Origin of the sequence: Streptomyces swartbergensis, from assembly GCF_002148965.1 — a bacterium.
Lineage (GTDB): Bacteria > Actinomycetota > Actinomycetes > Streptomycetales > Streptomycetaceae > Streptomyces > Streptomyces swartbergensis.
Window position 1 is genome coordinate 1 of sequence record NZ_NGFN01000213.1, and the last position, 15,037, is coordinate 15,037.

Genomic DNA, 15,037 nt, shown 5'->3' on the forward strand with positions numbered 1-15,037 from the left:
GGACGGCACAGGACGGCGCGGGACGGCACAGGGTCGCACGGGCGGGCCGTAATACGGTCGCCCGTTCCCGATCGCGCTCCCTATCGTCAGCGGCATGACCGACTTCACCATCCCCCTCCCGCCGCACGTCCGGCAGGAGCTCGACGACCTGGCGGACGCCACCGGCCGCCTCCCCGAGGACATCGCGCTGGACGCCGTACTGCACCGGCTGGCGCGGGAGTCGTCGGCGGTGCGGGGCACGGCGGAGTCGCTCGCCGGCGCGCATGCCGATCTGCTGCGGAGGCTCGGCGAATGACCAGGCACCTCACCGTCGCGGAGGTCACGACGATCGCCCGGATCGCCTTCGGCGGGCGTGACCCCGAGGTCCGGGAGGCCGGGTTGTTCAACTCCGCCGTGCACCGCCCGCGCGCCCGCATGTTCGGCACGGCGGCCTACGAGGACCCGCACGAGCAGGCGGCCGCGCTGCTGCATGCCGTCGCGACGAACCACCCCCTCGTCGACGGGAACAAGCGCACGGCCTGGCTGGCCGCCGCGACCTTCCTCGGCGTCAACGGCGTCGACCTCACGGGCTGCGACCAGGACACCGCGTACGACCTGGTCATCGATGTCGCCTCCGGGGACGAGAGCGACATCCGCCTCATCGCGGAGCGCCTGCGGCGGTTGTGACGTGGATCCCACCCTGGTGTGACCCGGCCTGGTCCGCGCATGAGCAGTGGTGGGCCGCCGGTAGGGTGGCCCGGTTGTCATACGTAGCCGAGCCGTCAGGCTCCCTCGAACGAGCCGCCCGACCCCCAACGGAGACCGTGACTACCACCGCCGGCACCAGCTCTGCCTCGCACCACCTGTCCCCGGCGTTCCCCGGCCGCGCCCCCTGGGGTACCGCCAGCAAGCTGCGCGCCTGGCAGCAGGGCGCGATGGAGAAGTACATCCAGGAACAGCCGCGGGACTTCCTGGCGGTCGCCACCCCCGGCGCCGGCAAGACGACCTTCGCGCTGACGCTGGCGTCCTGGCTGCTGCACCACCATGTCGTGCAGCAGGTCACCGTCGTGGCCCCGACCGAGCACCTGAAGAAGCAGTGGGCCGAGGCCGCGGCCCGGATAGGCATCAAGCTCGACCCCGAGTACAGCGCCGGGCCGCTCGGCCGGGAGTACCACGGTGTCGCCGTGACGTACGCGGGTGTCGGTGTGCGGCCGATGCTCCACCGCAACCGCGTCGAGCAGCGCAAGACCCTGGTCATCCTCGACGAGATCCATCACGCCGGTGACAGCAAGTCCTGGGGCGAGGCCTGTCTGGAGGCGTTCGAGCCCGCCACCCGCCGGCTGGCGCTGACCGGTACGCCCTTCCGGTCCGACACCAACCCCATCCCCTTCGTCACGTACGAGGAGGGCAACGACGGGATCCGGCGGTCCGCCGCCGACTACACCTACGGCTACGGCAACGCCCTCGCCGACAACGTCGTCCGGCCGGTCATCTTCCTCTCCTACAGCGGCAACATGCGCTGGCGCACCAAGGCCGGTGACGAGGTCGCCGCGCGGCTCGGCGAGCCCATGACCAAGGACGCCATCAGCCAGGCCTGGCGGACCGCCCTGGACCCGCGCGGTGAGTGGATGCCCGCCGTGCTGCGCGCCGCCGACCAGCGGCTGACCGAGGTGCGCAAGGCCATCCCGGACGCCGGTGCGCTCGTCATCGCCTCCGACCAGGAGTCGGCGCGTGCGTACGCCAAGCTGATCCGCGAGATCACAGGCAGCAAGGCGACCCTCGTGCTGTCCGACGACTCCGGCGCCTCCGAGCGGATCGACGAGTTCAGCGCGAACACCGACCGGTGGATGGTCGCCGTGCGGATGGTGTCCGAGGGCGTCGACGTGCCGCGGCTCGCGGTGGGCGTGTACGCGACGACCATCTCCACCCCGCTCTTCTTCGCACAGGCCGTCGGGCGTTTCGTACGGTCCCGGCGCCGCGGCGAGACGGCCTCCGTCTTCCTCCCCACCGTGCCCGACCTGCTCTCCTTCGCCAACGAGATGGAGCGCGAGCGCGACCACGTCCTCGACAAGCCCAAGAAGGAGGGCGAGGAGGACCCGTACGCCGAATCCGAGAAGGAGATGGAGGAGGCGAACCGGGAACAGGACGAGGACACCGGCGAGCAGGACACGTTGCCCTTCGAGGCGCTGGAGTCCGACGCGGTCTTCGACCGGGTCATGTACAACGGCGCCGAGTTCGGCATGCAGGCCCACCCGGGGAGCGAGGAGGAGCAGGACTACCTCGGCATCCCCGGGCTGCTGGAGCCCGACCAGGTCCAGCTGCTGCTCCAGAAGCGGCAGGCCCGGCAGATCGCGCACAGCCGCAAGAAGCCGGACGAGGAGGCCGACCTGCTCGAACTGCCCGCCGAGCGGCGGCCGGTGGTCTCCCACAAGGAGATGATGGAGCTGCGGCGGCAGCTCAACACGATGGTCGGCGCGTACGTCCACCAGAGCGGCAAGCCGCACGGCGTGATCCACACGGAGCTGCGGCGCGTGTGCGGGGGGCCTCCGGCGGCGGAGGCGACGGCGGGGCAGCTGCGGCAGCGGATCGCCAAGGTGCAGGAGTGGGCTACGCGGATGAAGTGACGGCGCGGGTGGCCGGCGCGCATACAGGCGCAAAGGTGACCAGTGCACACCCACCCGTGCCCGGATTCTGGACGGAGCCTTCCGCTCAGCGAACTCCCTTCGCTACTGTCCGGCTACGCATACGCCCCGTGGCAACGCCGCCGCGGAGCGCAGCCGTGAAGCGACGCGGCCCGGACAGGCCGGGCCGCCGGCCGATCGGCGGCCTCTGAAGCGCGTTGCCGACGGGACTCGGTGACGCATCCGACCGCCAGAGGGCCGCCGACCTCACCACTAAGGAGTGGGCGTCGTGACCGCGGAGACCTCCCAGACGCTCGACAGAGGACTGCGCGTCCTCAAGCTGCTCGCCGACACGGACCACGGGCTGACCGTGACCGAACTTTCGCTCAAGCTGGGCGTCAACCGGACCGTGGTGTACCGGCTGCTCGCCACGCTGGAACAGCACGCGCTCATACGCCGTGACCTGGGCGGACGTGCCCGCGTCGGCCTCGGGGTGCTGCGTCTGGGGCGGCAGGTCCATCCCCTGGTACGCGAGGCCGCGATGCCGGCGCTGCGGTCGCTGGCCGAGGACATCGGCGCGACGGCGCACCTGACCCTGGTCGATGGTGCGGACGCGCTCGCCGTGGCCGTGGTGGAGCCGACCTGGACGGACTACCACGTCGCCTACCGGGCCGGGTTCCGGCATCCCCTGGACCGGGGCGCCGCGGGTAAGGCGATACTCGCGGCCCGGCAGCACCCGATGAAGGACCCGGGCTTCACCCTGACCCACGGGGAGCTGGAAGCCGGCGCGTGCGGGGCGGCGGCCCCGTTGTTGGGCGTGACGGGCGTCGAGGGCAGCGTGGGCGTGGTGATGCTCGCGGACGTGGTGCCGGAACGGGTGGGGGCGAGGGTCGTCGAGGCGGCACGGGAGGTCGCGGACGCGCTGCGCTGACGTGTGCGTGACCGGGTCGCTGCGGGGCGTGCGCCGACCGCGTCGCGCCGGCGTCCGCCGAGCCCTCCTGCCGGGCCCGGGTGACCTGGGCCCGGCAGGATTCCGCGCCCGAGTTAGATTGATCCCGTGTTCTCTCGCCTCACGCGTCCCCAGGCCATCGCCGTCTGCGCCCTGCCCGTCGTGGCTCTGCTCGCCACGGCGGTGTTCGCGCCGCTGCCGTTCTCGGTGGCGCAGCCCGGGCAGACGACGAACGTGCTCGGGGAGAACAAGGGCACCCCGGTGATCACCATCTCGGGGGCACCGGTCCGGGACACCCGTGGCCAGCTGCGGATGACCACCATCGTGGCGACCTCGCCGGACACCCGGGTCTCGCTCCCGGACATCGTCGACAGCTGGTTCCGCACGGACCGGGCGGTCATGCCGCGCGACGCGATCTACCCGAGCGGCGACACCGTCCAGGAGATCGAGCGGCACAACGAGAAGCAGATGAAGGAGTCCCAGGACGCGGCGACGCAGGCCGCGCTGAACCATCTCGGCCTCGACGACAAGGACGTCAAGGTCGGCCTGAAGCTCAAGGACGTGGGCGGGCCCAGTGCCGGGCTGCTGTTCTCCCTGGGGATCATCGACAAGCTCGACGGTGACGGCACCGGTGGTGATCTCACCGGGGGCCGTGTCATCGCCGGCACCGGCACGATCGCCGCCGACGGCACGGTCGGGGCGGTGGGCGGCGTCGCCCTCAAGACCCAGGCGGCCAAGCGTGACGGCGCGACCGTGTTCCTCGTCCCGAAGGCGGAGTGCGCGGACGCGCGGGCCGAACTGCCGAAGGGCCTGCGGCTGATTCCGGTGACCACGCTGAAGAGCACGGTGAGTTCACTGGTGGCCCTGGAGACGGGGAAGGGGTCCGTGCCCAGCTGTTAGTGGGCGGCGGCTGCCGTCCCCGGCCGGGTGGCGAGCCTTAATCCGACCTCTATGAGGGTCCAGCCGAGGCGGGTGCGGAGGCTGTGAGCGGGCCTGGTCCTGACGGGGCTCTGGGCTCCGGCCTCGACGCGGAGTTCGGCGGCGCGGGCGTGGTGCAGGGCGAGGTGGATGTCGGGGTGCATCTCAGTCCGTCCTGATCGGGAAGGCGTGGGTGTGGAGGCGGACCTGCTCGGCGCCTGGGGTGTCCTCGGCGGTCGCGCGGTCGCGGTACGTCTCGACCAGCGCGTGCATCTTCTCGACGAGCTCCCGCGTCAGTTCGGGCGTCAGCAGCAGGGTCCAGCTGCTCATGTCCCAGACGCGGCTCCACTCCTCGGGCCATGAGTCGCGGTTGCCCAGCCATGTCGACAGGTCCTGGGTCTGAGTGGTGGCGACCTCGTGGATATACAGGTCCGCCGCGCCGCGTACGGCCGGGTCCGAGTCGTTGAGCAGGGCGTCGTCGAAGCGCAGGCCGCGATGGACCGCCTGCCACCATCGCTCGCGCCCCTTGCCCCGCTCGGGGGCGTCCTCGACGAAGCCGTACTCCGCGAGTTGGCGCAGGTGGTAGCTGGTGGCACCGCTGGACTCGCCCAGTTTCGCGGCCAGTTGCGAGGCGGTGGCCGGGCCGCCGAAGCGCAGGGCGTCCAGCAGCTGCATCCGCAGGGGGTGCGCGAGTCCGCGCAGGGATCGGGCGTCGAGTTGTCGTACGTGTGTCTTATCGCTCTCGCTCACGATGCAAAGGTAGCGTTGCAAAGGAACCTTTGCAACGGCTCCTTTGTAAGTCTTGCACGTCACCCCTCCCTGACCAACCCCTCCTTCACCATCCACTCCAGCGCCACCTGATGCGGATCCTCCCCCTCCACATCCACCTTCGCGTTCAGCGCCCGCGCCACCGTGTTGTTCAGCCTCGCCGTCACCGGGTCCAGGACGTCAGCGATCGCCGGCCACCGCTTGAGGGTCTTCGCGTTGATCATCGGCGCGGCGTTGTAGTTGGGGAAGAACTTCCGGTCGTCCGCCATGACCGCCAGGTTCATGGACTCGATGCGCCCGTCGGTGGTGAACACCTCCCCGTACGGGCAACTCCCCTTCGACGTCTGGGTGTAGATGATCCCCGTGTCCATCTGCGTGACGTTCCGCGCCGGCAGCTTCATCCCGTACGCCTGCTGCATGCCCGGCAACCCGTCCGCCCGGTTCGCGAACTCGACCTCCACGCACAGCTTCACCGCACCAGGGTCGGACCTCGCCAGCTCCGCCACGTCCGACAGGGTCTTCGTGCCGTACTTCTCCGCGTTCTGCCGGTTCATCGCCAGCGCGTAGGTGTTGTTCAGGGACGACGGCCGCAGCCAGGCCAGTCCGTTCGCCGCGTCGGCCTTCCGCACGGCCTCCCACTGCGCGCGCGGATCGGTGATCGGCTCGCTGTGCCCCAGGTAGGTGATCCAGGCCGTGCCCGTGTACTCGTACCCGGCGTCCGCGTCGCCCTTGCGGACGGCCTCGCGGCTGCCGAGGGAACCCTGGATGCCCGTGCGGTCGAGCACCTCCGCGCCGGCCGCCTCCAAGGCGATGCCCATGATCGCGCCGAGGATCAGCCCCTCGGTGAACGACTTCGACGTCACCGTCAGGCTCGCGCCCTTCAGCGGCTCGCCCCGCCCGACCGACCCGGGCCGCACGTCGTCCGCCATGGGGGAGCCGCTGGTCAGGCCGCAGCCCGCGAGCAGCAGCCCCGCGGCCGCCAGGCACGTGCGCCGTCTCATGGCCGGAGCCCCCGTGGCCGCAGCAGCACTTCCGCCAGGGAGGCCAGCCAGTCCACCAGCAGCGCCAGGACCACCGTCAGGACCGAGCCCAGCACCAGCACCGGCATCCGCTGGTTGGTGATCCCGGTCGTGATCAGCACGCCCAGTCCGCCGCCCCCGCCGAAGACCGCCAGGGTCGCCGTGCCGACGTTCAGGACGAGGGCCGTGCGGACACCCGCGAGGATCAGCGGGACCGCCAGGGGGAGTTCCACCCGGGTCAGGACTCCCACCGGCGACATGCCGATGCCCCGCGCCGCCTCCAGCAGCGTCGGGTCGTTCGCCTTCAGGCCGGTGATCGTGTTCGACAGCACGGGCAGGACGGCGTAGGCGATGATGCCGATCAGGGCGGCCCTGCGGCCGATGCCCAGCCAGATGACCAGGAGCGCCAGCAGGCCGATCGCGGGGGTCGCCTGGCCCATGTTGGCGAACGCCATCGCCACCGGGGTGGCTCTGCTGAACGCCCGGCGGGTCAGCAGGATCCCCAGCGGAATCGCGATGATCAGCACGAAGAACGTGGAGATCGCGGTCAGCTCGATGTGCTGCCACAGGGCCTTCGAGACCTGGCCGTCCGACAGGGCGTTGCGGGACAGCGCGTCCAGGTCGGCCTGCCGGAACCACAGCCAGGTGGCCAGCAGTACGGCCACCAGGGCGGCGGGCAGGACGGTCAGCTGCTGCCAGCCGACGCGCCGGGGCGGCGGGCCGGGGGGTGTCCGGGGCGCCTCGGCCTCGTCCGCCGGTTCGGGGGCGGTGCGCACTTGCCCCGGAGCGGTCACCGCGTCCCTCCGAAGCCGCCCACGCCCGTGACGCCCCTGCCCTCCTGCTCCGCGTGCGTCTGCGCCGCCCGCAGTTCCTCCAGCTCGTGCTGGTGCTCCAGGGCGTCGAGCCGGTCGGCCTCCAGCATGTCGTGCACGGAGTTGAGGAGGGTCTCCATGTCGACGACGCCGGTGTACTCACCGTGCCGCCCCGTCACCGCCACCCGCCCGGCGTTGTCGGTGAGCACCGCCTCCAGCGCGTCCCGCAGGGTCGCGTCCCGGGTGACCGTGTCGTGCACCAGCGTCCCGGCGCGGGCCAGCGAGCCCCGGGCCCGCATCAGGTCGCCGCGCCTGAGCCACTTGTAGGGGCGGCCGCGCCGGTCGAGCAGCAGGATCTCGTTGGTGCCGGCGGCCCGCAGCCGGTTGAAGATCTGCTGCAACGGGTCGTCGATCGTCACCGTCGGATAGTCGGTGATCTCCACGTCCCGCACGCGGGTCAGGTTCAGCCGCTTCAGCGCCGCCCCGGCGCCGACGAACCCGGACACGAAGTCGTCCGCCGGGTTGGTGAGGATGGCCTCCGGAGTGTCGAACTGCGCGATGTGGGACCGTTCGCGCAGGACGGCGATCCGGTCGCCGATCTTGATCGCCTCGTCGAAGTCGTGCGTGACGAAGACGATCGTCTTGTGCAGCTCGTGCTGGAGCCGGATCAGCTCGTCCTGGAGATGGTCGCGGGTGATCGGGTCCACCGCCCCGAACGGCTCGTCCATCAGCAGCACCGGGGGATCGGCGGCCAGGGCCCGTGCCACGCCCACGCGCTGCTGCTGGCCGCCGGAGAGCTGGCGCGGGTAACGGCCGTGGAACTCGCCGGGGTCGAGGCCGACCAGATCGAGGAGTTCCTCGGTCCGCGCCCTGATCCGGGCCCTGGACCAGCCGATCATCCTCGGGACGAGCGCGATGTTCTGCGCGACCGTCATGTGCGGGAAGAGCCCGGCGGACTGGATCGCGTAGCCGACCTTGCGGCGCAGCCCGACCGGGTCGATGTCGGTGACGTCCTCACCGCCCATGCGGATACGGCCGCCGGTCGGCTCGATCAGCCTGTTGATCATCTTGAGCGTGGTCGACTTGCCGCAGCCCGAGGGGCCGACCAAGACGACGACCTCGCCCGCCTTGATCTCCATGCTCACGTTGTCCACGGCCGGCTGCGCACCGCCGGGGTACCGCTTGGTCAGGTTCTCCAGCTCGATGGAGGCCCCGTGGCCGTCGGTCTCACGCACGGATCCCCCTGGGAATGGTCAGCCGCCCGATCAGGACGTACGCGGCGTCGAACAGCAGCGCCAGGACGACGATGCCGAGCGTGCCCGCGAGGACCTGGTTGAGCGCGTTGGCGCTGCCCAGTGAGGCGAGGCCGCGGAAGATGACGTTGCCGAGGCCGGGCCCCGAGGCGTACGCCGCGATGGCCGCGATGCCCATGAGCATCTGGGTCGCGACCCGGATCCCGGTCAGGATCGGCGGCCAGGCCAGCGGCAGCTCGATCCGCAGCAGCCGGGCCGGGCGGGACATCCCGATGCCCGTCGCCGCGTCCACCAGCGACGGGTCGACCCCGCGCAGCCCGACGATCGCGTTGCGCACGACCGGCAGCAGCCCGTACAGCGTGAGCGCGATCACCGTCGGCGCCACGCCCAGCCCCACGACCGGGATGAGCAGCCCGATCAGGGCGAGCGCAGGGACGGTCAGGACGGTGGCGGTGGCCGTGGTCGCGAGGTTCCCGGCCCACTCGTTGCGGTAGGTGGCGACGCCGATCAGGACCCCGAGCACGGTCGCGACGACCATGCACTGGAAGACGGCGCTGGCGTGCTGGTAGGCGTCCGTGAGCAGCTGCTGGTGCCGGCCGGCCAGATACTCCCAGAAGTTCACACGCGCTCACCCCACGACTCAGGTCTCCTCCGCGGCCTGCTCCACCAGCGGGATGATCCGCAGCGGAACGGGGTTCTCCATGACGATCGCCGTGGAGGCCCGGACGATGCCATCAAAACCGACGACCCGGTCGATCACACGCTGGAGATCGGCGTTCGAGCGGGCCACCAGCCGGCACAGCATGTCCCCGCTGCCGGTGGTGGTGTGCAGCTCCAGCACCTCGGGCACGGTTGCCAAGTGGGCCCGTACGTCGGCGCCTTGGCCCTGCCGGATCTGGAGCGTCGCGAACGCGGTGACCGGATAGCCGAGCGCCGCCGGATCCACCTCGGGCCCGAAGCCGCGGATGACTCCGTTCGACTGAAGCCGGTCCAGCCGCGCCTGCACCGTGCCGCGGGCCACGCCCAGCCGCCGGGACATCTCCAGCACCCCGATCCGCGGCTCCCGCGCCAGCAGCAGGATGATCCGGCCGTCCAGATGATCGATCGCCACAGCAGCCTCCCGGCATGGTCATCCTGTACAGAAGCGCCGTCGATACGGCCGTATTGCTGAACAGATTGCCCAGCCGAAACGCAAACTATTGCGCACGTTGCCGAGCGGGGAGACCCTGCGGCTATGACGCAGACCACACACCACACTCCCGACACCGCCCGGCAGGCCGACCCCTTCCCGGTCAAGGGAATGGACGCGGTCGTCTTCGCCGTGGGCAACGCCAAGCAGGCGGCGCACTACTACTCCACCGCCTTCGGCATGAAGCTGGTCGCCTACTCCGGACCGGAGAACGGCAGCCGCGAGACCGCGAGCTACGTGCTGGAGAACGGCTCCGCCCGCTTCGTCCTCACGTCGGTCATCAAGCCGTCCACCGACTGGGGCCGCTTCCTCGCCCGGCACGTGGCCGAGCACGGCGACGGCGTCGTCGACCTCGCCATCGAGGTGCCCGACGCGCGCGCCGCGTTCGCCTACGCCGTCGAGCACGGCGCCCGCCCGGTCGCCGAGCCGTACGAGTTCAAGGACGAGCACGGCACGGTCGTCCTGGCCGCCATCGCCACCTACGGCGAGACCCGCCACACCCTCGTCGAGCGCTCCGGCTACGACGGCCCGTACCTGCCCGGCTTCGTGGCGGCCCAGCCGATGGTCGAGCCGCCCGCCCAGCGCACCTTCCAGGCCATCGACCACTGCGTCGGCAACGTCGAGCTCGGCCGGATGAACGAGTGGGTCGGCTTCTACAACAAGGTGATGGGCTTCACGAACATGAAGGAGTTCGTGGGCGACGACATCGCCACCGAGTACAGCGCGCTGATGTCGAAGGTCGTCGCCGACGGCACGCTCAAGGTCAAGTTCCCGATCAACGAGCCGGCCATCGCCAAGAAGAAGTCCCAGATCGACGAGTACCTGGACTTCTACGGCGGCGCGGGCGTCCAGCACATCGCGCTCAACACCAACGACATCGTCCAGACGGTCCGCACCATGCGCGCGGCCGGCGTCGAGTTCCTCAACACGCCCGACTCGTACTACGACACGCTGGGGGAGTGGGTCGGCGAGACCCGGGTCCCGATCGACACCCTGCGCGAGCTGAAGATCCTCGCCGACCGCGACGAGGACGGCTACCTGCTGCAGATCTTCACCAAGCCGGTCCAGGACCGCCCGACCGTCTTCTTCGAGATCATCGAGCGCCACGGCTCGATGGGCTTCGGCAAGGGCAACTTCAAGGCCCTGTTCGAGGCGATCGAGCGAGAGCAGGCCCGCCGCGGCAACCTGTGATCCGATCGCTCCTTTGAGCTCGTGCGGGTGTCACGGGGCACCCGCACGCCTCACTCCTCGGCCGGCTCCGGCAGTTCCTCGTCCGGCGGTTCCCCCAACGCCTCCGAAGCCGCCCGCGCCGCAGGCGCGTGCAGGGGCGAGAAGTTCGGGTTGATGCGGAGCGCCTCCGCGAGGTGCCGCCGGGCCGCTCCGTACCGCTCCAGTTCACGTTCGATCATGCCGCGGTGGTACATGTGCACCGCGCTGCGCACCCCGCCCCCGTGCTCGCCCTCCGTCGCCCGCACCGCGAAGCGCAACGCCTTCTCCGACTCCCCGGACCGGTGCAGCGCCCAGCCCAGGGCGTCGGCGACCTCGGTCCCCGGCTGGCGGTGCCACTCCGCCCGCAGCCGCCGTACCGCCTCCCGCGGATCGCCGTGGTGCGCCTCGAACTGGCCGAGGACCAGCTCCTCGTCGGCCCCGCCCGCGGCGGCGTTCCGGACCCGCTCCCGCAACAGGTCGTACTGCACCCGGGCCGCCTCCGGCATCCCCAGCGACTCGTACAACTCGCCCAGCTCCAGGGCGTACCGGGGGCAGGGCTGCTTGGTGAGAGCCACCCGGTACGCGTTCAGCGCCTCCGTCGTCCGGCCCAGGGCCGCCAGCGCCCTGCCCTGTCCGGCCTGCGCGGCCCGCTGGTCGGGGTCGAGGCGCACCGCCTCCTGGAAGTGCCGCAGCGCGTCCTGGAGGTCCCCGCGTTCCCAGGCCAGCTGACCGGCCCGCTCCAGGTAGGACGCCCGTTCGGCCGGTGCCCGCGCGCCCGCCGCCGCGTCCGCCAGTGAGGCCGCCGCGTCCTCCCGCCAGCCCCGGTCGCGGTAGACGGCCGCGGCCCGCGCCAGCACGGCAGGCCCGGAGCGCAGCTCCGTCAGCCGGTCCAGCGTCCGCTTGGCCGCCGCGTGCTCGCCGAGCCCGGTGTAGGCGTCGATGAGCAGGGGATACGTCGTCCACCGCCGGGGCTCCAGCTTCAGCGCCGCCTCGCCCCAGCGCCGCGCGGCGGGGAAGTCCCGGCGCGCGTTGGCCAGCGCGGCCAGCCCGGCCAGGGCCCGCGTGTTCCGCTGCGGCCGCACCTTCAGCGACGTGCGCAACGCCTTCTCGGCACGCGGGTAGTACGCCGGGTCCGCCAGCCGCCGCCCCTGCTCCACGTAGGCCGCCCCGAGCACGGCCCAGGACCGCGCGTCCCGCGGATGGGTCCGCAGCCGCTGCTCCCGCTCGCCGATCAGCTCCGCCAGATCGGGCAGCGTGGCCGGCACCCCGGCGGTGACCGCCGCCATGGCCAGCGCCCCCGGCGACGGCGGAGCGGGCTCGGCGGGCCGCTCCCACGGCAGCAGCACCAGCACCCCGCCGAGCACGGCAGACCCCGCGACGGAGGCGAGCACCACCCGCCGGGTGCGGAAGCGGCCCTTGGCGCTGCTTCTCTGCCGCTGCGGACCCTCCTGCTGGTTCTCCATGGCGCTCACTGTGCGTCAGTACGACGACCTCACCCGGGCAGGTGAAGGGTGCCACCGACGGGGTTCACACCGATGGCCCCGGGTGCGAACCTGTGATCATGAGCCGTATCGAAGCGCCCAGCTCCGAAGGCGCGGACACCGCAGCGACCGGCAGCCTCGTCGACCTCCTGCTCGGCGGCCTGCCCGCCGAGGCGGTCCTCACCGACCCCGACGTCACGGCCTCCTACGCCCACGACATGGCGAGCTTCTGCCCGGCCGGCGCCCCGGCCGCGGTCGTCCTGCCCCGCACGGTGGAGCAGGTCCAGCACGTGATGCGCACCGCCACCGCCCTGCGCGTCCCGGTCGTCCCGCAGGGCGCCCGCACCGGACTGTCCGGCGCCGCGAACGCCTCCGACGGCTGCATCGTGCTCTCCCTGACCAGGATGGACCGGATCCTGGAGATCAACCCGGTCGACCGCATCGCCGTCGTCGAGCCCGGCGTGATCAACGCCGCCCTCTCCCGGGCCGTCGGCGAACACGGCCTGTACTACCCGCCGGACCCCTCCAGCTGGGAGATGTGCACCATCGGCGGCAACATCGGCACGGCCTCGGGCGGCCTGTGCTGCGTGAAGTACGGGGTCACCGCCGAGTACGTCCTCGGACTGGACGTCGTGCTGGCCGACGGGCGGCTCATGTCCACCGGCCGCCGCACCGCCAAGGGCGTCGCCGGGTACGACCTGACCCGTCTGTTCGTCGGCTCCGAGGGCTCGCTCGGCATCGTCGTACGGGCCGTGCTCGGGCTGCGCCCCAAGCCGCCCGAGCAGCTCGTGCTGGCCGCCGAGTTCGCCTCCGCGGCCGCCGCCTGCGACGCCGTGTGCCGCGTCATGGCGGGCGGCCACGTCCCGTCACTCCTCGAACTCATGGACCGTACGACGGTCAAGGCCGTCAACGACCTGGCGCAGATGAGCCTCCCGGAGAGCACCGAGGCCCTGCTGCTCGCCGCCTTCGACACCACCGACCCGGCCGCCGACCTCGCCGCCGTCGGCGCGCTGTGCGAGGCCGCCGGCGCCACCCAGGTCGTACCGGCCGACGACCCGGCCGAGTCCGAACTGCTCCTCCAGGCGCGGCGGTTGTCGCTCACCGCGCTGGAGGCCGTCAAGGGCGTGACGATGATCGACGACGTGTGCGTGCCCCGTTCCCGGCTCGCCGAGATGCTCCAAGGGGTCGACCGGATCGCCGAGAAGTACCGGCTCACCATCGGGGTCGTCGCCCATGCGGGGGACGGCAACACCCACCCGACGGTGTGCTTCGACCCGGCCGATCCCGACGAGTCCCGGCGTGCCCGCGAGTCCTTCGACGAGATCATGGCGCTCGGCCTGGAACTCGGCGGCACCATCACCGGCGAGCACGGCGTCGGCGTGCTGAAGAAGGAGTGGCTGGCGCGCGAGATCGGTCCGGTGGGGATGGAGATGCAGCGGGCCGTGAAGCAGGCGTTCGACCCGCTGGGCATCCTGAACCCGGGCAAGCTGTTCTGACGGCCGGGTCCGCACCGGCTTTACCGGTCTTACCGGCGTCACTGGCTTCACCGGCTTCACCGGCTTCACCGGCTTCACCGGCGTCACTGGCTTCACCGGCCTCACCGGGCGAGCAGCTGGTCCAGTTCGTCGTCGAGGCCGAGCTGCTCACCCTCCGTCCCCGGTGGGACCACCCGCAGCGTGCGCTCCAGCCAGGCCGAGACCTGCGCCGCCGGGGCCTCCAGCAGGGCGTCCCCGTCGGGTGAACTCAGCGCCACCAGCACGAAGCCGCGCCCCTCGGCCTTCGCCGGCCACACCCGCACGTCCCCCCGCCCGCACGGCCGGAACACACCCTCCACCAGCAGGTCCCGGGCGAACGTCCAGTGCACGGGGTGCGCGGAGTCGATGTGGAAGGTGACGTGCACGGCGTACGGATCGTCGGTGACATACCCGAGCCGGGCCGGCACCGGGAGCCGGCGCTGCGGCGACAGGACGAGCTTCAACTCCAGTTCGCGTTCCACCACGGTGCGCATGGCGGTGTTCCCTTCTCTGCACGGCTGCCCGCGAGGGCCGGTCGGGAGGAGAGAGCGCGCGGAGGCGGCGGCATTACGCGCGTTGCCGGAAGTTTTTTCGCGGAGGGAGGCGCCGGGCCGCGCGATCCGTAGCACATCGGTGCTCGAAAGGGGTGGGTCCGGTGGGAGCGGCGGTGAGGGTTGCGCACGTCTGATAGATGTGGAGGCCCCCATTTGGCCCTCGAGCAGATACGGGACGACGGAGATGAGCGCCCCAACCCCGGCCCCCGGTGACGACAGGCCCCGCGAAGGTTATTACCCGGATCCGTCCATTCCTGGATATGTCCGGTACTGGAACGGTGCGTCCTGGGTACCGGGCACCAGCCGTCCCGCGCCCAAGGACGGCGAGACGCTCGCGCCGCCGCCCGGTGCCGCCGCCTCCAACTCCGGCTCGGGCTCCGGCTCGGGCTCGGGCTCGGTCGAGGAGACCGGCCCGCACTTCTTCGACGAGGATCCGGCCGACGAGCCGTCCCCCGCCGACGCCCAGCACGGCAGCCGTCCCGAGCCCGCGTCCGCCTGGGGCGCCGACCGCTCCCGTCAGTCGGGCTTCGGCGGCGACCAGGACCGCCGTGTCGCGTGGGGCGCACCGCAGGGCGCGCAGGGTGCCGACCCGAGGGTGTCGCACGCCGACCGGCAGCAGCCGGCCGGGGAGTCCGCCCCACAGGGGGAACCGCCGTCTCCCGCCGACCAGGAGGCGAACGCCGCGGCCGCCGGCAGCACGTTCGTCTTCCGCCGCCCGGCGGGGAAGGCCGGGGGAGGGGCCTCAGCCGATGCCCCCGACGAGGGCACGAT

17 protein-coding genes are annotated in these 15,037 nt (G+C 71.7%); 8 read left to right on the plus strand and 9 right to left on the minus strand.

Features of this window, described 5'->3' with window-relative positions:
• Positions 1-94: 94 nt before the first annotated feature.
• The 5 genes from CA983_RS28140 (at position 95) to CA983_RS28160 (ending at position 4,449) form a co-directional block, all read left to right on the plus strand.
• A complete protein-coding gene (locus CA983_RS28140) occupies positions 95-295 on the plus strand; it encodes a hypothetical protein (RefSeq protein WP_086603641.1) in 201 nt (66 codons plus the stop codon).
• Positions 292-666 carry a type II toxin-antitoxin system death-on-curing family toxin gene (locus tag CA983_RS28145; protein ID WP_086603642.1) on the plus strand — a complete coding sequence of 125 codons (375 nt, stop codon included), beginning with the start codon at positions 292-294 and terminating at the stop codon, positions 664-666. The genes CA983_RS28140 and CA983_RS28145 overlap by 4 nt, the downstream gene beginning before the upstream one ends.
• Before the next feature lie 137 nt (positions 667-803).
• Positions 804-2,603, plus strand: coding sequence for a DEAD/DEAH box helicase (locus CA983_RS28150; RefSeq protein WP_086603643.1), 1,800 nt, complete (start codon positions 804-806; stop codon positions 2,601-2,603).
• A gap of 286 nt (positions 2,604-2,889) precedes the next feature.
• Positions 2,890-3,531 (plus strand): IclR family transcriptional regulator, encoded by a 642-nt coding sequence (locus CA983_RS28155; RefSeq protein WP_086603644.1) that lies wholly within the window; start codon positions 2,890-2,892, stop codon positions 3,529-3,531.
• A gap of 126 nt (positions 3,532-3,657) precedes the next feature.
• Positions 3,658-4,449 (plus strand): S16 family serine protease, encoded by a 792-nt coding sequence (locus CA983_RS28160; RefSeq protein WP_086603645.1) that lies wholly within the window; start codon positions 3,658-3,660, stop codon positions 4,447-4,449.
• Here CA983_RS28160 and CA983_RS48220 read toward each other — a convergent pair.
• Genes CA983_RS48220 through CA983_RS28195 form a run of 7 tightly spaced genes read right to left on the minus strand, consistent with a single transcriptional unit; the run spans position 4,446 to position 9,430 of the window.
• A complete protein-coding gene (locus tag CA983_RS48220) occupies positions 4,446-4,631 on the minus strand; it encodes a hypothetical protein (protein ID WP_086603646.1) in 186 nt (61 codons plus the stop codon). The genes CA983_RS28160 and CA983_RS48220 overlap by 4 nt on opposite strands.
• Before the next feature lies 1 nt (position 4,632).
• Positions 4,633-5,220 (minus strand): ArsR/SmtB family transcription factor, encoded by a 588-nt coding sequence (locus CA983_RS28170; protein WP_425276484.1) that lies wholly within the window; start codon positions 5,218-5,220, stop codon positions 4,633-4,635.
• Between the two features lie 56 nt (positions 5,221-5,276).
• Positions 5,277-6,236, minus strand: coding sequence for a glycine betaine ABC transporter substrate-binding protein (locus CA983_RS28175; protein ID WP_086603648.1), 960 nt, complete (start codon positions 6,234-6,236; stop codon positions 5,277-5,279).
• Entirely contained in the window at positions 6,233-7,048 is an 816-nt protein-coding gene (locus tag CA983_RS28180; RefSeq protein WP_107500293.1) for an ABC transporter permease, read from the minus strand. The genes CA983_RS28175 and CA983_RS28180 overlap by 4 nt, the downstream gene beginning before the upstream one ends.
• On the minus strand, positions 7,045-8,301 hold the full coding sequence (locus CA983_RS28185; protein WP_086603650.1) for a betaine/proline/choline family ABC transporter ATP-binding protein: 1,257 nt from the start codon (positions 8,299-8,301) through the stop codon (positions 7,045-7,047). The genes CA983_RS28180 and CA983_RS28185 overlap by 4 nt, the downstream gene beginning before the upstream one ends.
• Positions 8,294-8,941: an ABC transporter permease gene (locus CA983_RS28190; protein ID WP_086603651.1), complete on the minus strand. Its 648-nt coding sequence runs from the start codon at positions 8,939-8,941 to the stop codon at positions 8,294-8,296. Before CA983_RS28190 ends, CA983_RS28185 begins: the two co-directional genes overlap by 8 nt.
• Before the next feature lie 18 nt (positions 8,942-8,959).
• Positions 8,960-9,430 carry an Lrp/AsnC family transcriptional regulator gene (locus CA983_RS28195; protein WP_020277695.1) on the minus strand — a complete coding sequence of 157 codons (471 nt, stop codon included), beginning with the start codon at positions 9,428-9,430 and terminating at the stop codon, positions 8,960-8,962.
• Between the two features lie 123 nt (positions 9,431-9,553).
• On the opposite strand from CA983_RS28195, the gene hppD reads away from it, so the two are divergent.
• Complete coding sequence (hppD, locus tag CA983_RS28200) at positions 9,554-10,699, plus strand: 4-hydroxyphenylpyruvate dioxygenase (RefSeq protein WP_086603652.1); 1,146 nt, start codon at positions 9,554-9,556, stop codon at positions 10,697-10,699.
• 50 nt (positions 10,700-10,749) lie between these two features.
• Here the strand turns inward: hppD and CA983_RS28205 are convergent, their stop codons facing one another.
• The gene (locus CA983_RS28205; protein WP_086603653.1) at positions 10,750-12,180 is read right to left on the minus strand and encodes a tetratricopeptide repeat protein; all 1,431 of its coding nucleotides are present in this window, start codon (positions 12,178-12,180) and stop codon (positions 10,750-10,752) included.
• Positions 12,181-12,272: 92 nt separating this feature from the next.
• Here CA983_RS28205 and CA983_RS28210 point away from each other — a divergent pair, with 92 nt between their 5' ends.
• Positions 12,273-13,694: an FAD-binding oxidoreductase gene (locus CA983_RS28210; protein ID WP_208637061.1), complete on the plus strand. Its 1,422-nt coding sequence runs from the start codon at positions 12,273-12,275 to the stop codon at positions 13,692-13,694.
• Positions 13,695-13,795: 101 nt separating this feature from the next.
• Here the strand turns inward: CA983_RS28210 and CA983_RS28215 are convergent, their stop codons facing one another.
• Positions 13,796-14,206: an SsgA family sporulation/cell division regulator gene (locus CA983_RS28215; protein WP_086603654.1), complete on the minus strand. Its 411-nt coding sequence runs from the start codon at positions 14,204-14,206 to the stop codon at positions 13,796-13,798.
• Between the two features lie 244 nt (positions 14,207-14,450).
• Here CA983_RS28215 and CA983_RS28220 point away from each other — a divergent pair.
• Positions 14,451-15,037 (plus strand): DUF2510 domain-containing protein (locus CA983_RS28220; RefSeq protein WP_143645575.1); only part of this gene is annotated, 587 nt, incomplete at its 3' end.